This is a genomic window from Halarchaeum grantii (assembly GCF_014647455.2).
GTDB classification, from domain to species: Archaea; Halobacteriota; Halobacteria; order Halobacteriales; family Halobacteriaceae; genus Halarchaeum; species Halarchaeum grantii.
Genome location: NZ_BMPF01000001.1, coordinates 446,563 through 468,469, shown reverse-complemented (window position 1 = coordinate 468,469; position 21,907 = coordinate 446,563). Strand labels below are relative to the sequence as shown.

Genomic DNA, 21,907 nt, shown 5'->3' with positions numbered 1-21,907 from the left:
GGTCGTACGCTCAGTTTTCGAGCGCCGCGAGCGTCTCGCGGGCGTCCTCCCGGGCGCTCGCGTCGCCGTCGCGGGCGTACCGACCGATAGAGCGCGCCGCCGCGACGAGCGCGTCCGCCTCGGCCGGCGGGACCTCGCCGTCGAGCGCGTGCATCCGGCGGACGTGGTCGTCCAGCGACTCGAGGAGTCCCGCTATCCCCTCCCACTCCGGGCCGTCGTCGAGGTATCGTCGGAGGTCGTCGCGGTAGTCGGCGACGGCGTCCGCGTAGCCGTTCCCGCGCGCGGCGCGCATCGACTCCGGAACCTCGCTCGCCGGTGGACGCTCGCCGTCGGGGGCGCCGCGCAGCAGCGAGACGAAGTAGAAGGACTCCGCCTCGGTGTGGTCGAAGGCGCGCGCGAACGCCGAGGCGACGTAGCGCAGTTCCCACGCCGCGAGCACGGTGTCGTCGAGGTCGAGGAGGTCGCCGCCCCGGAGGAACCCCCGACCGTGCGTGTATCGGCGCGCGGCCTCGCGGGCGCGCTCGGCGGCCGTCCGGTAGTCGTCGTCGCCGGCGGCCGCGACGGCGTCGTCCAGTTCGAGCGTCGGCGCGAGGTCGGTCTGCTCGCGGCGCTCCGCCTCCGTCGCGACGCTCTTGATGCTCCCGCACGACGGGCAGGCGATGCTCCCCGTCTCGTAGTACGACCACTCCGTCCCGCAGGCCGTGCACTCGCGTTCCCCGCGTACTTCCATACGGACACGTGGGGGAGACGCGCGAAAAAGCGTGTCCCGTTCGGACGCACACCGGCGCGAACGTTTTTGTCACCCACCGCGTTTGGTACGATGAACCATGGACAAGCTCATCAACGAGCCGACAGCGTACGTCGACGAGATGCTGGACGGGATGGTCGCGGCACACGACGGCCTGCGACGCCTCGACGGCACCGACGTCCTCGTCCGCGCGGACGGGCCCGTCGAGGGGAAGGTCGCCGTCGTCACCGGCGGTGGGAGCGGCCACGAACCGACCCACGCGGGCTACGTCGGGGAGGGCATGCTCGACGGCGCGGCCGCCGGCGCGGTGTTCACCTCGCCGACCGCCGACGAGTTTTCGGCACTCATCGACGCCGCCGACGGCGGCGCGGGCGTCCTCTGCGTCGTGAAGAACTACGAGGGCGACGTGATGAACTTCGACACCGGCGCGGAGATGGCCGGTATGGAGGGCGTCGAGGACGTCGAGCAGGTCGTCGTCAACGACGACGTCGCCGTCGAGGACTCCCTCTACACGAGCGGGCGGCGCGGCGTCTGCGGGACCATCCTCGTCCACAAGTGCGCGGGCGCGAAGGCCGCCGCGGGCGCGGACCTCGATGAGGTGGCGCGCGTCGCCGAGAAGGTCGTCGACAACGTCGGGACGATGGGGATGGCGCTCACCTCCTGCGTCACGCCCGAGAAGGGCGAGGAGACCTTCGACCTCGCGGACGACGAGATGGAACTCGGTATCGGCATCCACGGCGAACCCGGCGTCGAGCGCACGGAGACGGCGTCCGCGGACGAGGTGGCGGACACCCTCCTCGACCACGTCCTCGATGACCTCGACGTCGCGGCCGGCGAGGAAGTCGTCACGATCGTGAACGGGATGGGGGGGACGCCGCTCTCCGAACTCTACATCGTCCAGCGTCGCGTCGCCGAACGCCTCGACGAGGCGGGCGTCGACGTCCACGACGCGTGGGTCGGCGACTACATGACCAGCCTCGACATGAAGGGCTGTTCGGTGACTGTCTGCCGGGTCGACGACGAACTGAAGGAACTGCTCGCGGCGCCCGCCGAGACGCCCGCGCTCACGGTGGGCGAATGAGCGCGGACTCGGATACCGAGGCGCTGCTCGACGCGCTCGAGCGCATCGACGAGCGCCTCCACGACGAGCAGGCGTACCTCACGGAACTCGACTCCCGAATCGGCGACGCCGACCACGGGAACAACCTCGCGCGCGGCATCAGCGCCGTCACCGAGAAGCGCGACGAGCTCGCGGGGAAACCCATCGACGAGGCCGTGAAGACGGTCGGGACGACGCTCGTCTCCGAGGTCGGCGGCGCGGCCGGTCCGCTCTACGGCGGCTCCGTGCTGTCCGCCTCACAGGAACTCGAGGGCGGCCTCGACGCCGAGAGCGCGGTCGCGTTCGCCGAGGCCTACCGCGAGAAGCTCACCGAGCGCGGCGGCGCGCGCCCCGGTGACAAGACGATGGTGGACGCGGTGACGCCCGCCGTCCACACCTTCCAGCGCGCCGTCGAGGAGGACGACCTCCCGTCCGTGGATGCGCTCGCGAAGGCCGTCGACGCCGCCCGACGCGGCGTCGAATACACGGTGCCGTTGCGCGCCTCGAAGGGTCGGGCGTCCTATCTCGGCCTGCGCGGGGTCGGCCACCGCGACCCGGGCGCGACGAGCACCCTCTTCGTCCTCGAGGAACTGCTCGCGACCGCCGAAGACCGACTCGGCGAGGCGTCGGTCGACGACGCGAGCGCGGCCGACGCCGCCGTCCACGGCGACGCCGGGGACGGGGGGGACGCGTAGATGGTCGGCTTGCTCGTCGTCTCGCACAGCGCGACGGCCGCCGAGGGAATCGTCGAGGTGGCCGCGCAGATGGCTCAGGAGGTATCGCTCGTCGCGGCGGGCGGCGACCCGGACGGGGGCATCGGGACGGACGCGGACGCCATCGCGGCCGGTGTCGAGGAGGCCGACGACGGCGAGGGCGTCGTCGTGCTCGTCGACCTCGGGAGCGCGGTGATGAACGCCGAACTCGCCGTCGAGATGGCGGACGTCGAGGCGGTGCTCGCGGACGCGCCCGTGCTCGAGGGCGCCGTCAACGCCGCCGTTCACGCGGCGGGATCGAAGGCGACGCTCCACTCGACGCTCGACGCCGCCGAGGAGGCGCGGGGGATGTCGAAACTGTAGGTCGCTCTCGCAGAACGGACGCGACGCTATCGAGTGGTAGTATTCGAAAAGCGAGCGACGCAGAACGTCGCTCACGGGTAAACGCAACGGAATGGAAGCGGCCGACCGGGAACAGCCCGGTCGGCCGCTGCCGCCCTGAATTGGTCCCCGCTGACGCTTCGGCCCTCCAAAGCGAAGCGTCACCTGTACCCAATGCCCCTGTGGTAATAAATGTGTCGTCAAAAGTGAGTGGTGCCGCGACCCGCGCTGGCGGTCACGTGCACAGACACATCAGTTTATTTTTATTACATTATATCGGGCGCGACTACACCACAATTATAGTACCGACCCGCATACGGACAATCGGCAGTAGTAACATGAACGACCTGACAGGGTTTCAGCGAGATCTGATGTACGTCATCGCGGGTGGGGACGAACCGCACGGGCTGGCGATCAAGGAGGAGCTCGAGGAGTACTACGAGAGCGAGGTCCACCACGGCCGACTCTACCCGAACCTCGACACGCTCGTCGACAAGGGGCTCGTCGACAAGGGACAACTCGACCAGCGAACGAACTACTACACGCTGACGCGTCGCGGGCGACGCGAACTCGAAGCGCGTCGCGAGTGGGAGGACGAGTACGTCGACCTCTGAGTTACCAGAGGACGACCGGCCAGAGGAAGGTGAACAGCGCGTAGATGAGGACGGTCAGCACGGCCGTCATCACGAGGTTCAGGACGACGCCCGCGCGCATCATGTGTTTCTGCTCCAGGTAGCCGCTGCCGAAGACGATGGCGTTCGGCGGGGTCGCGACCGGGAGCGCGAACGCGAAGGAGGCAGCGACGGCGCCGGAGACCGCGAGGAAGATCGCGGCCGCGTAGTCCGCGAGTCCGAGCGTCGCCGCGAGCACGCCGCCGAGGCTGATGAGCACGGGGACGATGATGGTCGCGGTCGCGGTGTTCGACGTCATCTCCGTGAGGAAGATGATGAGGAGGACGACGACGGCGACGATGAGGACGATGGGCGCGCCCGTCAGCGCGTTGAACACCGTCTCCGCGATCCACTTCGTCGCGCCGGTCTCCGCGAACCCGGCGGCGAGCGAGAGGCCGCCGCCGAACAGCAGGATGGTGCCCCAGTCGATGTCCTCGAGCTCCTCCCACTCCATCGTGTCGAAGAGGACGAGCGCGGGGATCGCGTAGAGGCCGACCATCACGTAGTAGAGGAGCCCCTGATGGCCGTTCGTCGTACCGAGCAGCGTCTCACCGGAACCGCCGAAGACCGTCGTGTACGTCACGGCGCTCATGTACGGCTGGAGGAAGTCGCCGAGGCCGCCGAGCACCCAGAGGAGCGCCGTCGCGCCGAAGATGCCGGCGACGATCCGGCCCTCGCGCGGGAGGTCGCCCTCCTCGCGGAGGTAGCGACGGGCCTCGGCGCGCGCGTCGCTCACGTCGTCGACCTCCGGCGGGAAGAGGACGTACGTGAGCACGAACCAGACGATGGGGAGCGTGACGACGACGATGGGGATGCCGATGAGGAGCCAGTCGAAGAACGTGATCTCGTAGTTGAGGAGCTGCTCGAGTTGGCCGGCGACGATTGCGTTCGGCGGCGTGCCGATGAGGGTGCCGACGCCGCCCACCGAGGCGGCGTACGCGGTGCCGAGCAGCATCGCGACCTGCATGTTCGTGAAGGAGCCCTCGTCGCCCTGCTCGCGCAGGTCCTCGCGGCCGATGACCTGCGTGAGGACGCCGACGGCGATGGGCGCCATCATCGCGGACGTCGCGGTGTTCGACACCCACATCGAGAAGAACGCGGTGGCGATCATGACCGCGCCGATGAGCTTCCGCGGCGAGGAGCCCATCGTCGCCATGAGCCAGAGCGCGACCCGGCGGTCGATGTCGTACTTCTGGAGCGCGTTCGCGAGCATGAAGCCCGCGATGAAGAGGAAGATGAGGTGGTCGGCGAACGGCGCGAGCGCGGCGTCGATGTCGCCGTAGATCCCGAACGCGGTGAGCAACACCGGAATCGAGAGCGCCGTGACGGCGAGCGGGAGCGCGCCGCTGACCCAGCAGATCGCCGCGAAGATGAGCGTCGCGACGGCGTACTTCCCGGCGAGCGAGAGCCCTTCGGGGGTCGGTGCGAGTGCGATCAGCACGGTGGCGAGCGCCGCGAACGCGACGACGGCGAGTCGGCCGCGCTGGGTCGATAGATCCGGTCGTATCATTGATTCAGACCACCATTCCCAATTCTTCGGTTAATGATTAACGATCTTCGACCGGCCGGTTCGCGGACGTGACGGCCCACGAACACGTCGGTCGCCGCGCAACCGCCGTCCGGAACCGACAACCACCGCCTCGGCGTAGACGCGTGTATGCAGTCGCGACACGCCACCGCGCTCGTCGGCCTGCTCGCCTCGCTCGCCGCCAGCGCCGCGATCTATTACTACACCGGGTGGGTCCTCTGCTTCCTGCTCGTCCCGTTCGTCCCCCTGCTCTTTCGCGGACGCGACGACGAACGTGAGTCGCTCACGCGCCGCGCCTGCCCCGAGTGCGGGTACGCGACGAGCGACCCCGAGGTCCGCTACTGTCCCCGGGACGGCACCGAACTCGACTAGTCCTCCTCGTCCGACCGCACGGAGGCCGTCACGTCGGCGAGCGACGTCTGGACGGTGTCGGCGGTGACCATGGACGGCCCGACGGCCTCGGGTTCGATGCGCGCGCCCGCGAGCAGCTCCGGGAGGACGAGGCGGACGAAGTGGACGACGAGCACGAGGAGCATCGGCCCGAGGAAGATGCCGTGCCACCCGAAGAGCAGCGGCCCGAACGTGTACGCGAGCATCACCATCCCGAGGTGGAGGTTCCGCCCGGAGACGTACGGGCGCAACACGAGGTCCGGGATGACGTCCACGATGACGAAGGAGACGGCGACGAAGACCGCCGGGAACCAGAACGCGCCCGGCGCAGCGCTCGACGCCCGGAAGAGCAGGAGGAGGCTCACCGGGACGTAGACGAGTTTGATGCCGACGACGGGGACGAGGCTCGCGATGCCGACGAGCAGGCCGACGAGCGCCGGATACGGGATCCCGACGCCTGCGGGCGCGGCGTAATCGAGGAGGCTGTAGGAGATGCCGCCGATCGCCGCCGTCATCACCGCGTTCAGGATGTTCCCGAAGAAGATGATCGAGAAGTCGCGGTCGATGCGCTTCGCGTACGCGTGCACGACGCCGTCCGCGTCGTCGAAGCGCCGGTGGAACCACGACGCGAGGCGCTGGTCGTCGCGCAGCAGGTAGAAGACGATGATGAGCATCATGAACGCGTGGATCGCGACGCTCCCGAAGAAGCCGAGGTAGCCCTGTGCGGCCTCGAGTATCTGCCGCACCGCCGCGAGCGCGTCCGGCGAGTCCAGTATCGACTGGGGGTCTTGGACGATGCTCGAGACGTCGATGTACGGCTGGAGCATCGCCTCCAGCTGCTCGAAGCTGTCCGGATGCGCGGTCAGGTAGGCGTTGAACTCCTGGAGGCCGATCGCGGAGACGTACGCGAGGAGGAGGAGCGCCGGGAGCGCGAACGCGACGATGCTCACCGCCGCCGCGAGCGACGGCGGGCGGATACGCGTCCGTAACTGCCGATAGACCGGCCGGATGGCGTAGTAGATGAAGAGGCCGAAGACGAACGTCCCGATGAACGAGTAGACGACGTAGGCGAGGACGCTCGCAAGCGCGAGCCCCGTCACCCACCAGCCGAGTCGGGCGCGGTCGATGTCCCACCTCGAGTCCATACGGACACGTCACCCTCGGGTGGCAAAAACCCACCCACACCCGTGTCTTTTTTCGTGCGACCCGTGGTACGGTGGTCGTGGCCGACCTCGCGAGCACACTCGCCGCCGCCCCTATCGACAGCCGCGTCGTCCGCCTCGGCGTCGCCGTCGGCCTCGGACTGTTCCTCGGCCTCGAACGCGAGTGGTCGCAGAAGGCCGCCGGCATCCGGACGTTCGCGCTCATCAGCGTCCTCGGCACCGTCTTCACCACCTTCGACGCCGCGACGTGCGGCGTCACCCCGGTCGACGGCGCCATCGGCGCGGGCTGTCTCCCCCTCCTCTCCGCCGTCGGCGCGGGCTTCGTCGTCGTCCTCGCGGGCGTCCTGATGCTCGACGGCCTGCGTCGCGGCTCCGGCGGGGCGGAGACGAGCCTCCACCTCACCACCGCCGTCAGCCTCCTCGTCGCGTACGGCGTCGGCCTCCTCGTCGGCCTCGGCGAGATACTGCCCGCGACCGTCGTCGCCGTCACCTCGTCGCTCCTCCTCGTCTTCAAGCGCGAGCTCCACGAGCTCGCGTGGGGCCTCTCCGCCGAGGAACTCCGCTCGACCGCCGAATTCGCCATCATCGCGTTCGTCGTCTACCCGCTCCTCCCCGCCGGCACGTACACGCTCGGCGTCGCGAGCTACGGCGTCCAGATCGAACCCCGCGTCGTCTGGCTGATGGTCGTCTTCGTCGCCGGCATCGGCATCGCGAACTACGTCGTCGTGAAGGCCTACGGGAGTCGCGGCATCGCCGTCACCGGCTTCTTCGGCGGCCTCGCGTCCTCAACGGCGGTCGTCGGGACGATGCTCGACCACGTCTCCCGGGACGAGGACGCCGCCGACTACGCCGTCGCGGGCGTCCTCCTCGCGAACGCCGCGATGGCGCTTCGCAACCTCGTCATCGTCGTCGTCTTCACACTCGGCTACGCCGACCCGCCGCTCGTCGCCGTCGGCGTTCCGCTCGCCGTCGTCGTCCTCGGGAGCGTCGCCGTCGCCTACGCCGTCGCCGACTGGCGGACGACCGTCGACGTCGAGCTCTCCAGCCCGTTCTCGCTGCGGAACGCCCTCGGCTTCGGCGCCATCTTCCTCCTCATCGTCGCCGGGAGCGGCCTCGCGAGCGGCGCGTTCGGCGCGCTCGGCTTCTACGTCACCGCCGTCGGCTCCGGCCTCGTCTCCTCCGCCGGCGTCGCCACCTCCGCCGTCGTCCTCTACCGCACCGGCGAACTCGCCGCGAACGAGGCCGCCGTCGCCGTCATGCTCGCCACCGGCGCGAGCATCGTCGTGAAGGCCGGGCTCGCCGCCGCGAGTTCGAACCGGGCGTTCGCTCGCGGCGTCGTCACCGCGAGCGCCGGCCTCCTCGTCGCCGCCGGCGTCGCCGTCCTCCTCGTGTAGCGCGGTCGCGGTCTTTAGGAGGGCGCCGGCCCCAGACGGGGTATGGACAGGGACACCGCCGAGGTCCGCGTCGACTCCTTCCCCGGGGAGCGCGCCCGCGAATGGGTCGAGCGCCACCACGAGCACGCCGCCCCGAGCACCTACGTCTACGACTTCGTCTGGGACATCACCGAGGACGCCGTCGGCCCCTTCTGCACGGACGTCGACGGGAACGTCCTCCTCGACTTCACCGCGCACGTCGCCTCCGCGCCCCTCGGCTACAACAACCCGAAGATACTCGAGAAGCTCGAGTCGTTCGACCTCGTCGACCCCATGAAGATCGCCGGCCAGGACTTCTACGTCAGCGGCGGCGGGAGCGTCGAGGACCCCGACCTCCCCGGGCCCACCCAACTGCTCGACCGGCTCACGGACGCCACGAGCCACTACGCCCTCGACACCGCGTTCCTCTCCAACTCGGGCGCCGAAGCCGTCGAGAACGCCATCAAGATCTGCTACGCCGAGCGCGGGCACCGCGGCGTCACCTTCGATGGGGCGTTCCACGGCCGCACTCTCGGCGCGCTCTCGCTCAATCGCTCGAAGGCCGTCCAGCGCCGCGGATTCCCGGAAGTGCCGGGCGTCCTCAGCCTCCCCTACTGCGCCTGCGAGGGCGAGTGCACCTGCGGGTGGAAGACGGACGGCCCCGGTGGGAACCGCCTCGCGGACGCCCTCCACCCCACTCGCGGACCCGTCCCCGCCGACGAACTCGCGTTCGTGATCCTGGAGCCACAGCAGGGCGAGGGCGGCTACCGCGTCGCGAACGACGAGTTCGCCCGCGACATCGCCGCCGCCAAAGAGGAGCACGGCTTCAAGGTCATCAGCGACGAGATCCAGTCCGGCCTCGGCCGCACCGGCGAGATGTGGGGCATCGACCACCTCGACCTCGACCCGGACGTCATCACGTCCGCGAAGGGGCTTCGGGTGGGCGCGACCGTCGCGAACGAGGACCTCTTCCCCGAGGAGACCGGCCGGCTCTCCTCGACGTGGGGCGCCGGCGACCTCCTCGCGTCCGCGCAGGGCGTCGCCACCATCGAGGCAATCCACGAGCACGACCTCCTCGCGAACGTCCGCGAGCGCGGCCGCCAGTTCACCGACCTCCTCACCGACCTCGATTCGGAGTACGTCACCGACGTTCGCGGGCGCGGCCTGATGCTCGCCATCGAGCTCGACTCGAAGGAACGACGCGGCGCGCTCATGAAGGCCTGCCTGACGCGCGGCCTCCTCACGCTCGGCTGCGGGCACAAGACCCTCCGACTCCTCCCGCCGCTCGACGCCACCGAGCGCGAGATCGACCTCGGGTTCGCCATCCTCGCGGACGCCCTCGACGACCCGCGCGTCACGCAGGCCGGCGCGGGCGGCGACGTCGTCTGAGAGCGGGTCCCGACGCGCCCTCGCGGCCGTCGCCGCCGTGGCGGGCGCGCTACTCCAGCGTCGCGTCGAAGCCGACCCACTCGCGGGACTGCCCGGAGAGGCCGCGAACGCGGAACTCCGCGCCGTCCTCGCCCTCCCGAACGTCGATGCGACCCGAGCAGAACTGCGAGAGCGTGCTGAGCGCGCGCTCGTCGTGCATCGCCGGATCGACGAGGAAGACGCCGAGGCCGTCGACGCTGTCGACACGGCCGACGAGCGTGTGCACGAAGCGCGAGACGGACTGGAGTTCGCCGAACGAGAGCAGCGTCGAGAGCGAGCAGACGCCGGTCCGCACGCCGTCGACGCCCGCGCGCTCGAAGGAGCGATGGACGTCCGAGAAGCGCATCCCGATTCCCGTGAGGTCCGAAGGGCCGGAGACCGGGAGGACGCGAGCGGATACGTCCGCGTCCTCCCCGCCGACGCAGTCGATGATCGCGGTGCGCTCCGCGTCCATGGCGATTCCGGCGCGCTCGCAGTCACCGGCGAGTCGCCCCGCGCGGCGGTTCGTCGTCACGACCACCGTCCCCTCCTCGGCCGCCCCCGCGAGCATGCGGAGCGCGAGCGTCCGCGCCCCGCCGTGGGGCGGTCCAGCGATCAGGACGCTCGACCCCGCCTCGACGTCCGCGAGCGGCAGCCCCTCGAAGCCGTAGGCGCCCTCACGCATCGGCACCACCCCCGTTCTCGGCGCGCTCGCGCCGGAGCTCGAGTTGCTCCATCGCCTCGTCGGCGAGCATGGTGAGGAGTTCGCGCTCGCGCTCCCCGAACGACCGGGGTTCGTCGTCGTAGACGCAGAACGTCCCGATCGCCTGCCCGTCCGGCGTGACGAGCGACGCGCTCGCGTAGAACGCGATACCGGCCGCGCGCAGGCTCTCGTTCGCCTCGAAGCGCGGGTCCTCGCTCACGTCCTCGATCACCGTCACGTCCTCGTCGAGGAGCGCGTACGTGCAGACCGTCTCCTCGCGCTCTATCGGGTCGAACGCGATGCCGTGGCAGGCGAGAAAGCGCTGCTCGTGGGCGTCGATGAGGCCGATCGCGGCCGCCTCGACGTCGAAGAGCGCGGTCGCGAGTTCCCCCAGTCGGTCGAGGGCGCTTCCGAGCGCGTCGGCGTCCAGCGCGTACCGCTCGAGCGCCGCGAGACGCGCGTCCTCGTCCTCCGGGAGCGGGTAGGCGGTCTGGCACTGGAACGCGATCGCGTGCTCGAGGACGTCGCGGAGCTCCGCGCGGGACTCCGGGTCGTCCTTCGCGATGTAGTCCGCGATGACGTCGCCGAACGCGGCGGTGTCGACGTCCGTGACGGGCGTCGAGGTGAAGAGGATACAGGTGGTGTCCGGTGCGCGCTCGCGAACCCCGCGAACGAGTTCGAGGCCGGTGCCGTCCGGCAGTTCGTACTCGGTGACGAGCGCGTCGAGAGTGGTCGAGTCAGTCGCCTCGAGCGCGTCGTACGCCTCGGCGGCCGTCCCCGCCGTCGCCGTCTCGTACCCGGCGTCCGCGAGCGCGTCGCGGGTCGCCGCGAGCGCGTCCGCGTCGGGGTCGACACAGAGGATCATCGCTCGCACTTCGCCGCCGGGGCTGTTGAATGGTGGGGCTAGTACTGGTAGCGGCGCCCCTCCTCCTCGTTCTGCGGGAGGCCCTGGCTCCCCGCGCCCGCCATCTCGTCGTAGCTCATCCCCGCGAGGTACTCGTCGTACGTCGTGTCGTACTCGCTGCGGAGGTTGAAGTCGAGCTTGCCGGACTGGACGTAGGAGTCGAAGAGCGCGTGGATCGCGCGCCGGACGAGCTCGTCCGAGTCCTCGGGGTCGAGCGCAGCGACGAGCATCGCGAGTTCGGTGCGCGCCTCTCGGTCGAGCGCGAACTCGGCCGTCTTCAGCGCGCTGTTCGCGTCCTGCACGTCGTCGACGAGGTCGTCGAGACTCATACGACCGTGTTCTCGCGGCGGCGGGAAGGGGGTTTCGACGGCGCGATTTCGACTCGTGTCGCCACCCCTAAGCGCGCGCCACCCCGAGGGCGGGACATGACGGACGCGGACGCCGAGACGGGCGACACCGCCGCCGACCCGCGGGACTGCCTCCCCGGGGACGTCGCGGCCGTGCAGGACGCGCTCGTCTCGTGGTACGAGGACGACCACCGCTCGTTCCCGTGGCGCGAGACGACGGACGCCTACGAGATACTCGTCTCCGAGGTGATGAGCCAGCAGACCCAGCTCCAGCGCGTCGAGACGGCGTGGCACGAGTTCCTCGAGCAGTGGCCGACCGTCCACGACCTCGCCGCCGCGCCGCGTTCCGAGGTGGTGGGGTTCTGGACCGGCCACTCGCTCGGCTACAACAACCGCGCGCGCTACCTCCACGAGGCCGCCCAGCAGGTCGTCTCCGAGTACGACGGCGCGTTCCCCGAGGACCCCGACGAGCTCGAGGAGCTGATGGGCGTCGGCCCCTACACCGCGAACGCCGTCGCCTCCTTCGCGTTCGACAACGGGAACGCCGTCGTGGACACGAACGTCAAGCGCGTGCTCCATCGGGCCTTCGGCGTCCCGGACGACGACGACGCCTTCGAGGTCGTCGCGGGCGCGCTCATGCCCGCCGGCGAGTCGCGCGTCTGGAACAACGCCATCATGGAGCTCGGGGGCGTCGCCTGCGAGAAGACCCCGAAGTGCGACGAGGCGGGCTGCCCGTGGCGGCCGTGGTGTGACGCCTACGAGACCGGCGACTTCACCGCGCCCGACGTTCCCGAGCAGCCGACCTTCGAGGGGTCGCGCCGACAGATGCGCGGGCGCGTCGTGAAGGCGCTCTCCCGACACGGCGAGCTCGCGCTCGACACGCTCGGCCCGCGCGTCCGCGTCGACTACGCGCCCGGGGGAGAGCACGGCCGCGAGTGGCTCCGGGGGCTCGTGAACGACCTCGCGGACGACGGCCTCGCCGAGGTCACGGAGCGCGACGGCGAGACGGTCGTCCGGCTCCGGGAGTGAGGGAGAGAAACCGTTTTGCCCGTCGCCCGTCTCCCGTCGTGGCGTGCACGCCATCACGAACAGCGGCTGGGTGGAGGTCATCACGGGGTGTATGTTCTCGGGGAAGACCGAGGAGATGCTCCGCCGCCTCCGCCGCGCCGAGATCGCCGGGCAGGAGGTCGCGGCGTTCTCGCCCGCCATCGACGACCGCTACGGCGAGGAGTCGCTGGGCTCGCACGCGGGGTCGACGTGGCGCGCGACCGTCGTCGAGAACACCGTCGCGGGCGTCCGCTCGATTCCGGAGCACTTGAACGGCGAGCAGGTGGTCGCCATCGACGAGGCGAACTTCTTCCCGGGCGAACTCGTCGACGTCTGCGAGGAACTCGCCGCCGACGGCCGGCGCGTCGTCGTCTCCGGCACGGACCAGACCTTCCGGGGCGAACCCTACCACCCCGTCCCCGAGCTCGTGGCGGTCGCTGAGTACGTCGAGAAACTGCAGGCGATCTGCACGCAGTGCGGCGAGCCGGCGACGCGGAACCAGCGCCTCGTCGACGGCGAACCCGCGCACTACGACGACCCGACGGTGGTCGTGGGCGCCGAGGAAGCCTACGAGGCGCGCTGTCGGAACTGCCACGAGGTCAGACGCGACGCGCCGGTCGACGCCGCGACGCGCGAGCGGTGAGCGGTGCCGCGCCGTCCATGGACGGGCGCGAGCGCACGCCGGTGGCGGCCACGGTTTTCGCGCGGCTGACACGCGCGCGTTTTCGACAGTCGTTTAGGGAAGGGGGACTTGTCTCCGCTAAATGGGTTCGTGTATCATCTGCGGCGTCTCCACCGACGGTCATATCTGCGAGACACACGAGGAGGACGCCGTCTTCGAGTTCCGCGGTTCGCAACCTGAGCAGCTCACAGCCGGACGCTACTACGAGGGGAGCGTCGACGGATTCGCCGAGTTCGGCGTCTTCGTCGACCTCGGTGAGAACGTCACCGGCCTCCTCCACAAGAGCGAGATCCCCCAGCGCCTCGACGCGCTCGACTGGGAGCCCGGCGACACCGTCTACGTGCAGGTCGACGACGTCCACGGCAATGGGAACGTCGACCTCTCGTGGTCGATCCGCCAGTCCGAACGCGAGTTCCGCGGGATGCTCATCGACGACCCGGACGCACCGACGAACGCCGAGCTCCCCGACGACGAGTCCGAGGCACCGCCCGGCGCGACCGACTCAGTGGAGACGGAGGCCGAGACGCACGACGAACCGGCCGCGGAACCCGAGGAATCGGAGTCCGACGAGCCGGCGTCCGAACCGGAGCCCGAGACGGACGACGAGACGGGGGCCGACGCCGCCGACGAACCGGTTGCGGAGCCGGAGGAGCCGGAAGCCGAGGAGCCAGAGACCGAGACGGACGCCGAAGAGGCCTCCGAGGACGACGACGGCGACGGCGCGGACGTCGCGCGCGTCCCGATCGACGCCCTCGACGAGCACGTCGGCGACGACGTCGCGCTCGAAGCCGAGGTCACGGGCGTCCGCCAGACCTCCGGCCCGACGGTCTTCGAGCTGACGGACGAGACGGGGACGGTCGACGCCGCCGCGTTCGTCGAAGCGGGCGTCCGGGCCTACCCCGAGGTCGAGGCGGGCGACGTCGTCCACCTCGTCGGCGAGGTCGAGCGCCACCACGGCGAACTGCAGGTCGAGACGGAGGCCCTCGACGTCCTCACGGGCGCCGAGGCGCAGGCCGTTCAGGACCGCCTCGAAGCACAGGTGACCGAGCGCGCGAGCCCCGAGGACGAGACGCTGCTCGTGCAGGACGCCGAAATCGACGTCGTGCACGACGACCTCGTCGCGGCCGCGACGGAGATCCGCCGCGCCGTCATCGAGTCCCGCCCCGTCATCGTCCGCCACACCGCGGACGTCGAGGGCTACGTCGGTGGCTCCGCGATCGAGCGCGCCGTCCTCCCGCTCGTCCGCGAGGAACACACCGCCAGCGACGCCGAGTACCACTACGTCGACCGCCGGCCGCTCGACGACGGCTTCTACACGCTCGACGACGCGACGAAGGACGTCACGTCGATGCTGGAGGCCGCGGACCGCCACGACGAGAAGCACCCGCTGTTCGTCCTCGTCGGCTCCGGGAGCACCCGCGAGTCCGTGGACGGCCTCGGCCTGCTCGACATCTACGACGCGCCGACGGTCGCGCTCGACGGCGGCTACGCGGACGGCGAGGCGGCCGACGCGGCGGACGTCCTCGTCTCCCCCACGCAGCACGGCGAAACGCCGGTCTCGACGGGCGTGCTCGCCACGCACCTCGCGGGCATGGTGAACGCGGACGTCCGGGCGGACATCGGCCACCTCCCCGCGATCCCGTTCTGGGGGGAGACGCCGGCCGTCTACGCTGACCTCGCCGCCGAGGCGGGCTACGAGGCGGAGACGGTCGCGGACGTCCGTGACGCGCTCGCCCTCGAGGCGTTCTATCAGGCCTACGAGGACAAGCGCGAAATCGTCGCGGACCTCCTCTGGGACGAGGCGGACACGAGCCTCGTCGGCCACATCGGCTCGCAGTTCCGCGAGAAACTCGAGACGGAGTTCGAGACCGCCGAACCGCACCTCGAAGCGCGCGACGCGGGCGCGGCGACGGTCGAGGTCCTCGACGTCGACAGCTACACCCACCGCTACGACTTCCCGCCCGTCGACCTCCTGCTCGACGCGCTCTATCGGGAGCGCGCCGACGGCGAGTACGTCCTCGTGGGCGCGGACAGCGACGAACTCCGCGTGCGCTCGACGGGCGACGTCGACGTGCGCGCGGTCGGCGAGACCCTCACGTCGGAACTCCCGGACGCGGGCGTCGTCCCGCGCGGCGCGCAGGACGGCCGGGTCGAGTTCCTGAGCGGCGAGCGCGACGCCGTCGTCGAGGCGGCCGTCGACGCCATCGTCGCGCAGCTCGAGTAACGCGGAGCCGACGGTTCCGCGAAAAACGAGCGGGAGGGGGCGAAGCGACCGACACGCGGGTAAGCGCCTTCACGTCGGCGTCTCGGTACCCAACGACATCCTTTTGCGTCGTGGCCGGCTGATTCACTCCCAATGAGTAGCGAGGCCGAGAGCGGCGAGAGCGAGGCGTTCGCGGCGGCGTGCGAGGCCCTCGTCTCGCGCATCCTCTCGGGCGATGTCGGGCAGGACGACGTGGAGAGCGCGAAGCTCGAGGTGTGCTCGGAGTACTCGGTCGCACGGGTGCCCAAGCACACCGACCTGCTCGATCACGCGCCCGACGGCCGGCGCGAGGAGTTGGAGGAGGTCCTCCAGCGCAAGCCCGTCCGCACCGCCTCGGGCGTCGCGCCCGTCGCGGTGATGACGAGCCCGCACCTCTGCCCGCACGGGAAGTGCCTCTACTGTCCGGGCGGGCCCGCCTCCGAGTTCGGGAGCGCCCAATCATACACCGGCCACGAGCCGGCGGCGGCGCGCGGCGAGCAGAACGACTACGACCCCTACGGGCAGGTGACGCTCCGACTCAATCAGCTCCGCGAGATCGGCCACCCCGTCGACAAGGTGGAGCTCATCGTCATGGGCGGGACGATGACGGCGCGCAGTCACGACTACCAGGAGTGGTTCGTGAAGCGCTGTCTCGAGGCGCTGAACGACCACGACCTCGACGTCGAGCCCGCGCCGGCACAGGGCGTCTCCTTCGCGCAGGACCGCGAGGAGTACGAGTTCCGGTATCTGGAGGACGTGAAGACGGAGAACGAGTTCGGGGAGATTCGCAACATCGGGACGACGTTCGAGACGAAGCCCGACTGGTGCGACCCCGAGCAGGTGGACAGGATGCTCGACCTCGGCGGGACGAAGGTCGAGGTGGGCGTCCAGACGACGTACGAACGCATCAATCGGGAGATGCATCGCGGGCACGGGAATCAGGCCTCCATCGACGCGAACCGCAACCTGCGGAACGCGGCGTTCAAGGTGGGCTTCCACATGATGCCCGGCCAGCCCGGAATGACGGAGGCGATGGTGGAGGAGGACTTCCGCCGGCTCTTCGCGAACCCCGAGTGGCGCCCCGACTACCTGAAGATCTATCCGACGCTCGTCGTGCGCGGCACGCGCGTCTACGACCAGTGGCGCCGCGACGACTTCGACCCCCTCCAGAACGAGCAGGCCGCCGAGCTCGTCGCGCGCGTGATGAAGGACCTCCCGCGCTACGTTCGGCTCCAGCGCGTCCAGCGCGACATACCCGCGGACTTCATCGACGCGGGCGTCTGGAAGTCGAACCTCCGCCAGCTCGCGTGGCAGAAGATGGACGAGCACGGCTGGGAGTGCGAGTGCATCCGCTGTCGCGAGGTCGGGATGAACGACGCGGAGCCCGAGACCGTCGAGATGGGGACCATCGAGTACGAGGCCGCCGGGGGCCAAGAGCAGTTCATCAGCTTCGAGGACTTCGATCAGGACCTGCTGGTGGGCTTCGCGCGCCTGCGCTTCCCCGGCGAAGTGGCGCGCGAGGAACTGGAGAACGCCGCGCTCCTGCGCGAACTCCACGTCTACGGGGACGCGGTGAGCGTCGGCGAGGAGAGCGGCGAGGGCGACCAGCAACACCGTGGGTACGGCCGACGGCTAATGTGCGAGGCCGAGGAGCGCGCCCGCGACGCCGGCTACGAGAAGCTCGCCGTCATCTCCGGCATCGGCGCGCGCCAGTACTACAAGCGGAAGCTCGGCTACCACCAGGACGGCCCCTACGTCTCGAAGCGCCTCTAGTCCGGCCACGGGCGACGGGAGCACGCGCCCGTCGCGGTCTCGGCCTCCTCAGCCGTCGTTCGGGGCGGCTTGGGGCGCGAGAATCGCGTAGACGGCGTCGTTCGCGGGGACGTCGATCCCGTGCTCGCGCGCGTGCCGGACGACGCTCCCGTGGAGCGCGTCGAGCTCCATGCGCTTGCCGTGCGTGAGGTCGTAGTGGAGACTCGAGTAGTTCCCCTCGTTGTCCATCGCCTCCATCGCGTCCAACCACTTGCTCACGGGGTCCCACTCGAAGCGGACGCCCTCGGCGTGCGCCACCGAGACGACCTCCTCCATGACACGCCGGTAGAGTCGCCACGACGCCTCGTTCTCGCGGATGTCGCCGAACGGCCGGCGCGTCGTCGCGGTGAGGCCGGCCTGCGCGCAGATGAGCGCGAGCTTGTCCCAGAGCGTCCCGTGGACGTTCTCGGTGTAGTCGACGGTCATCCCCGTCGCGCTCTCGCAGGCGTCGAGAAAGGCGTCCGCGAGCGACGAGCGCGCCGGCGGCTCCGCCGCGACGTCGTGGTACCGCCCGAAGACGATTTTCGCGGGCCCGCCTGTGTGCTCGACGACGCCGGGTTCCTTGATGGTCGAGAAGATGTAGGCGACGCCGCCCCAGACGCGATTCGTGCCGACCGCGTCCGCGAGCGTCTCCTCGTTCTCGACGCCGTTCTGTAGCGAGAGCACGGCCGAGTCCTCCCCGAGCAACGCGTCGAGGTGCGCGGCGACCGCCTCGGTGTCGAAGGACTTCACGCAGACGAGCACGACGTCGACTTCGCCGATTTCCTCGGGGTCGTCCGTCGCCGGGAGGTCGAGCGCGAAGTCGCCCGCGACGCTCTCGACGACGAGCCCGTCCCGCTGGAGCGCGTCGAGGTGGTCGCCGCGCGCGATCAGCGTCACGTCGTGGCCCTGCTGGGCGAGGCGGCCGCCGTAGTACGCACCGACGCCGCCCGCGCCGTAGACAGCGATCTCCATACGCGAGTGCAGGACGCCGTGGACCAAAGGGCTGCGGGAGTCGGCGGCACCCGTCGGCACTCGCGGGTCGTTACACCCCCGCTCCCGTCGGTCGCTCCCGCTCGCGTTCGCGTGGTCGCTCCGGGACCACGTAGCTCGCGTCTCACTTCGTTCGCGCTCGCTCGTTCCGCGCCTCCGTCGGTGGCGCGGGCTCGCGTGTCGCTCCCGTCGGTCGCTCCCGCTCGCGTTCGCGTGATCCCTCCGGGACCACGTAACCACAGTGCAAAAGGGTGGGAGACTGTTAGGACCGGTATCATGGACGAGAAGCGGGAACTGACGAGCGTCGACCTCGTCGCGCTCACCGCGGAACTGAACGGCTACGCGGGCGCGGTGGTCGACAAGGCCTACCTCTACGGCGACGACCTCGTCCGCCTGAAGATGCGGGACTTCGACGAGGGTCGCGTCGAACTCCTCGTCGAGGTCGGGGAGACGAAGCGCGCGAACGTCGCGCGCCCCGAGCACGTGCCGAACGCGCCCGGTAGACCCCCGAACTTCGCGAAGATGCTCCGCAACCGCCTCTCCGGCGCGAACCTCCACGAGGTCCGCCAGCACGGCTTCGACCGCATCCTCGAGTTCGAGTTCCGCCGCGAGGACCAGGACACCACCATCATCGCCGAGCTGTTCGGCGACGGCAATATCGCGGTGCTCGACCAGAACGGCGAGGTCGTGGACTCCCTCGATACGGTGCGCCTCAAGTCCCGGACGGTCGCGCCGGGGAGTCAGTACGGCTTCCCGCAGTCGCGACTCGACCCGCTCGACCTCGACTACGAGCGCTTCGCCGAGCGGATGCGCCAGTCCGACACCGACCTCGTGCGGACGGTCGCCACGCAGTTGAACTTCGGCGGCCTCTACGGCGAGGAGCTCTGCACGCGCGCTGGCGTCGAGAAGACGAAGGACATCGAGGAGGCGGGCGACGAGGAGTTCGAGGCCATCTACGACGCGATGGAACGCCTCCTCGACGACGTGAAGGCCGGCCGCACCGACCCACGGGTGTACTACGCGGAGGAGGACGACGCCGAACGCCGCGTCGACGTGACGCCGCTCCCCCTCGAGGAGCGCGCGGACCTCCGCTCGGAGGCCTTCGACTCGTTCAACGACGCGCTCGACGACTACTTCACGAACCTCGAGACGGAGGCCGACGAGGGCGGCGAGGAGACGACGTCGAAGCCCGCCTTCGAGGAGGAGATCGCGAAGCGCGAGCGCATCATCGAGCAGCAGGAGGGCGCGATAGAGAACTTCGAGGAGCAAGCGGAGACGGAGCGCGAGAAGGCCGAACTCCTCTACGAGCGCTACGACCTCGTGGACGAGGTGCTCTCGACGGTCCGGCAGGCCCGGCGCGCGGGCTACGGCTGGGACGACGTCGAGGCGCGCTTCGAGGAGGGCAAAGAACAGGGCATCGAGGCCGCCGAGCACGTCGCCGGCGTCGACCCGGAGAACGGCCTCGTCCGCCTCCGAATCGATGGGCACACCATCTCGCTCGATCCCGAGGCGGGCGTCGAGAAGAACGCGGACGGCCTCTACACGGAAGCCAAGCGCATTCAGGAGAAGAAGGAGGGCGCGCTCTCCGCGATCGCGGACACGCGCGAGGAACTCGAGCAGTGGCAGCGCCGCCGCGAGGAGTGGAGCGAGGAGGAGCACGAACCCGAGGACGAAGAAGAGGAGGAGGAACCCGAGGACATCGACTGGCTCTCGCGGGCGTCCATCCCCGTGCGCAAGCAGGAGCAGTGGTATGACCGCTTCCGCTGGTTCCGAACGAGCGACGGGTTCCTCGTCATCGGCGGCCGGAGCGCCGAGCAGAACGAGGAGATCGTCGAGAAGTACATGGACGGCTACGACCGCTTCTTCCACGCGCAGGCCCACGGCGGCCCCGTGACCGTCCTCAAGACCTCGGCGCCGAGCGAGCCCTCCCAGGACATCGAGGTCCCCGAGAGCTCGCTCGAGGAGGCCGCGCAGTTCGCGGTGACGTACTCCTCGGTGTGGAAGGCCGGCCGGGGCGCCGGCGACGCCTACATGGTGATGCCGGAGCAGGTGTCAAAGACCGCCGAGTCCGGCGAGTACCTCTCGAAGGGCGGGTTCACGATTCGCGGCGACCGGACGTACTTCGAGAACACGCCCGTGGGGTGCTCCGTGGGGATCACCTGCGAGCCGTCGACGCGCGTCGTCGGCGGGCCGCCGTCGGCCATCGAGGGAGAGGCGGAGACGACGGTGTCCCTCGAACCCGGGAAGTTCGCGCAGGGCGACGCCGCCAAGCGCGTCTACCGGGAGTTCCGCGAGCGCTTCACGGACGAATCCTTCGTCCGCAAGGTCGCCTCGCCGGACGAGATCCAGAAGTTCATGCCGCCGGGCGGGAGCCGCATCGCGGAGGAGTAGGGCGGTCCCGCAGAGACCGCCGACCACCGAACGCGGAGCGCCGGAAGGCGCGATGCGTGAGGAATAGGCGTCGCGTAGCGACGCCGAAAGCCGGGCGATAGCGAGACGCGAAGTGCCGGTCGCGAGCGAGCGCGGGCGAGGACGCCACCGCCGTCCGAACGCTGTCCGAGATGCTGCGCGCCTCGGCGTTCCGGAATCGCGACGGTCGACCACGGCGGAGCGGGCCCCACGCTTTTCACGTCGCCCGGCGTCGTCTCACGTATGCTCGAAGACGCCCTGAAGTATCCGCTACGCGGTGAGGAGTCGACGGCGACGCTCCTCATCGGCGGCGGTCTCGCAATCGCGGCGCTCGTCGCCGCGGTCCTCGGTGTCCTGCTCTCGTTCGTGTTCGTCGGCCTGCTCGTGTTGCCGTTCGCGCTCGTTCCGGGCGTGTTCGTTCAGGGCTATCTCGTCGACGTGGTGCGCCACCGCCTCGACGGCGATCCGGACCCGCCGACGTTCGAGGACTGGTCGGCGCTCTTCGTCGACGGCCTGAAAATGGTGCTCGTCGGCGTCGTCTACACGATTCCGGTCGTCATCGGCGGCGTGTTCTTCGCCATCATCGCCGTCGCCCTCACGTACGCGATGCAGGGGTCGCCGAACACGGGTTCGGCCCTCGGGTTCGCGCTCACCGCACTCGTGTTCCTCGCGCTCGCCGTCTACGGCGTGCTCGTCGGCTACGTCTACCCGGCGGCCGTCGCGAACTGGGTGCGCGAGGACGACGTGATGGCGGCGTTCTCGATAGCGACGTTGAAGGAGGCGACGCTGAACACGAGGTATCTCGTCGGGTGGCTGCTCGCGCTCGTCGTCGCCGTCGTCGGGAACGCCGTCGGACAGGCCCTCCTCGTCCTCTTCTTCGTCGGCGTCTTCGTGATATTCTACGCGCAGGTCGTCGCGTGGTACTGCTACGCTGAAGCGTATGCGGACGCGATGGGGCTCGACCGTGAGGACGGTGGCGCATCCGACGACGCGGACGGCGGCGCGGGCGACGATGGCGACGGCGACCGCCAGCAGGGCTACGGGGCCCTCTCCTACGAGGCGAAGGCGCAGTCGGTCGCGGACGACAGCGAGTCGAACGACGCCGAGGAGAGCACGCCCCCCACGGACGCGGTCGAGCGCGTCGAGGACGGACCCGACGCGAGCGACGATGACGACGGCGAGGAACGGCGCGAGTAGCGCAGGAAGACCGTTCCTGATGACCCACGCATCACAGAGTGGCGCGTGAGTAGTGCGAGACTTCCGCCTCGCTGACGAAC

Annotated in this window: 20 protein-coding genes; 13 read left to right on the top strand and 7 right to left on the bottom strand. The window is 69.9% G+C overall.

The annotated features are described in order from the left end of the window. Positions 1 to 10 precede the first annotated feature (10 nt). Complete coding sequence (locus IEY12_RS02450) at positions 11 to 730, bottom strand: DUF7117 family protein (RefSeq protein ID WP_188878179.1); 720 nt, start codon at positions 728 to 730, stop codon at positions 11 to 13. A gap of 97 nt (positions 731 to 827) precedes the next feature. Here IEY12_RS02450 and dhaK point away from each other — a divergent pair, with 97 nt between their 5' ends. The 4 genes from dhaK to IEY12_RS02430 all read left to right on the top strand — a co-directional run bounded on the left by dhaK (position 828) and on the right by IEY12_RS02430 (position 3,555). Next, the gene (gene dhaK / locus IEY12_RS02445) at positions 828 to 1,829 is read left to right on the top strand and encodes a dihydroxyacetone kinase subunit DhaK (protein ID WP_188878177.1); all 1,002 of its coding nucleotides are present in this window, start codon (positions 828 to 830) and stop codon (positions 1,827 to 1,829) included. Beyond that, positions 1,826 to 2,542, top strand: a complete 717-nt coding sequence (dhaL, locus tag IEY12_RS02440) for a dihydroxyacetone kinase subunit DhaL (RefSeq protein ID WP_188878175.1) — start codon at positions 1,826 to 1,828, stop codon at positions 2,540 to 2,542. Before dhaK ends, dhaL begins: the two co-directional genes overlap by 4 nt. Next, complete coding sequence (gene dhaM, locus IEY12_RS02435) at positions 2,543 to 2,923, top strand: dihydroxyacetone kinase phosphoryl donor subunit DhaM (protein WP_188878173.1); 381 nt, start codon at positions 2,543 to 2,545, stop codon at positions 2,921 to 2,923. Between the two features lie 356 nt (positions 2,924 to 3,279). Then, positions 3,280 to 3,555 carry a PadR family transcriptional regulator gene (locus IEY12_RS02430; protein WP_123075872.1) on the top strand — a complete coding sequence of 92 codons (276 nt, stop codon included), beginning with the start codon at positions 3,280 to 3,282 and terminating at the stop codon, positions 3,553 to 3,555. Position 3,556: 1 nt separating this feature from the next. Here IEY12_RS02430 and IEY12_RS02425 read toward each other — a convergent pair whose 3' ends face one another. Continuing rightward, entirely contained in the window at positions 3,557 to 5,122 is a 1,566-nt protein-coding gene (locus IEY12_RS02425) for an SLC13 family permease (protein WP_188878158.1), read from the bottom strand. A gap of 147 nt (positions 5,123 to 5,269) precedes the next feature. Between IEY12_RS02425 and IEY12_RS02420 the strand changes: the two genes are divergently transcribed. Continuing rightward, entirely contained in the window at positions 5,270 to 5,512 is a 243-nt protein-coding gene (locus IEY12_RS02420) for a hypothetical protein (RefSeq protein WP_188878134.1), read from the top strand. On the opposite strand, the gene IEY12_RS02415 is transcribed toward IEY12_RS02420, so the two are convergent. Further along, positions 5,509 to 6,675 (bottom strand): AI-2E family transporter, encoded by a 1,167-nt coding sequence (locus IEY12_RS02415; RefSeq protein WP_188878131.1) that lies wholly within the window; start codon positions 6,673 to 6,675, stop codon positions 5,509 to 5,511. The genes IEY12_RS02420 and IEY12_RS02415 overlap by 4 nt on opposite strands. Before the next feature lie 77 nt (positions 6,676 to 6,752). On the opposite strand from IEY12_RS02415, the gene IEY12_RS02410 reads away from it, so the two are divergent. Both IEY12_RS02410 and IEY12_RS02405 read left to right on the top strand, forming a co-directional pair. Continuing rightward, on the top strand, positions 6,753 to 8,087 hold the full coding sequence (locus tag IEY12_RS02410; protein ID WP_188878127.1) for an MgtC/SapB family protein: 1,335 nt from the start codon (positions 6,753 to 6,755) through the stop codon (positions 8,085 to 8,087). A 42-nt stretch (positions 8,088 to 8,129) separates the two neighbouring features. Further along, a complete protein-coding gene (locus IEY12_RS02405; protein WP_188878114.1) occupies positions 8,130 to 9,494 on the top strand; it encodes an aminotransferase class III-fold pyridoxal phosphate-dependent enzyme in 1,365 nt (454 codons plus the stop codon). Positions 9,495 to 9,543: 49 nt separating this feature from the next. Here IEY12_RS02405 and IEY12_RS02400 read toward each other — a convergent pair whose 3' ends face one another. The 3 genes from IEY12_RS02400 to IEY12_RS02390 are packed head-to-tail and all read right to left on the bottom strand — an operon-like array spanning position 9,544 to position 11,448. Continuing rightward, positions 9,544 to 10,197 (bottom strand): DUF7504 family protein, encoded by a 654-nt coding sequence (locus IEY12_RS02400; protein ID WP_188878108.1) that lies wholly within the window; start codon positions 10,195 to 10,197, stop codon positions 9,544 to 9,546. Beyond that, on the bottom strand, positions 10,190 to 11,080 hold the full coding sequence (locus tag IEY12_RS02395; protein WP_188878103.1) for a GAF domain-containing protein: 891 nt from the start codon (positions 11,078 to 11,080) through the stop codon (positions 10,190 to 10,192). The genes IEY12_RS02400 and IEY12_RS02395 overlap by 8 nt, the downstream gene beginning before the upstream one ends. Before the next feature lie 38 nt (positions 11,081 to 11,118). Continuing rightward, positions 11,119 to 11,448, bottom strand: coding sequence for a ribbon-helix-helix protein (locus tag IEY12_RS02390; protein WP_188878100.1), 330 nt, complete (start codon positions 11,446 to 11,448; stop codon positions 11,119 to 11,121). 96 nt (positions 11,449 to 11,544) lie between these two features. On the opposite strand from IEY12_RS02390, the gene IEY12_RS02385 reads away from it, so the two are divergent. From IEY12_RS02385 to IEY12_RS02370, 4 genes are all read left to right on the top strand, one after another. Next, positions 11,545 to 12,495, top strand: coding sequence for an HhH-GPD family protein (locus IEY12_RS02385; RefSeq protein WP_188878097.1), 951 nt, complete (start codon positions 11,545 to 11,547; stop codon positions 12,493 to 12,495). 43 nt (positions 12,496 to 12,538) lie between these two features. Then, the gene (locus IEY12_RS02380) at positions 12,539 to 13,156 is read left to right on the top strand and encodes a thymidine kinase (protein WP_188878095.1); all 618 of its coding nucleotides are present in this window, start codon (positions 12,539 to 12,541) and stop codon (positions 13,154 to 13,156) included. A gap of 121 nt (positions 13,157 to 13,277) precedes the next feature. Next, the gene (locus IEY12_RS02375) at positions 13,278 to 15,419 is read left to right on the top strand and encodes an OB-fold nucleic acid binding domain-containing protein (protein WP_188878081.1); all 2,142 of its coding nucleotides are present in this window, start codon (positions 13,278 to 13,280) and stop codon (positions 15,417 to 15,419) included. Positions 15,420 to 15,551: 132 nt separating this feature from the next. Beyond that, on the top strand, positions 15,552 to 17,210 hold the full coding sequence (locus IEY12_RS02370) for a tRNA uridine(34) 5-carboxymethylaminomethyl modification radical SAM/GNAT enzyme Elp3 (RefSeq protein WP_188878072.1): 1,659 nt from the start codon (positions 15,552 to 15,554) through the stop codon (positions 17,208 to 17,210). A 48-nt stretch (positions 17,211 to 17,258) separates the two neighbouring features. Here the strand turns inward: IEY12_RS02370 and IEY12_RS02365 are convergent, their stop codons facing one another. Continuing rightward, positions 17,259 to 18,203: a 2-dehydropantoate 2-reductase gene (locus tag IEY12_RS02365; protein ID WP_188878069.1), complete on the bottom strand. Its 945-nt coding sequence runs from the start codon at positions 18,201 to 18,203 to the stop codon at positions 17,259 to 17,261. Between the two features lie 294 nt (positions 18,204 to 18,497). Between IEY12_RS02365 and rqcH the strand changes: the two genes are divergently transcribed. Both rqcH and IEY12_RS02355 read left to right on the top strand, forming a co-directional pair. Next, the gene (gene rqcH / locus IEY12_RS02360) at positions 18,498 to 20,612 is read left to right on the top strand and encodes a ribosome rescue protein RqcH (RefSeq protein WP_188878066.1); all 2,115 of its coding nucleotides are present in this window, start codon (positions 18,498 to 18,500) and stop codon (positions 20,610 to 20,612) included. 261 nt (positions 20,613 to 20,873) lie between these two features. Then, a complete protein-coding gene (locus tag IEY12_RS02355; protein ID WP_188878064.1) occupies positions 20,874 to 21,827 on the top strand; it encodes a DUF4013 domain-containing protein in 954 nt (317 codons plus the stop codon). Positions 21,828 to 21,907: the final 80 nt, after the last annotated feature.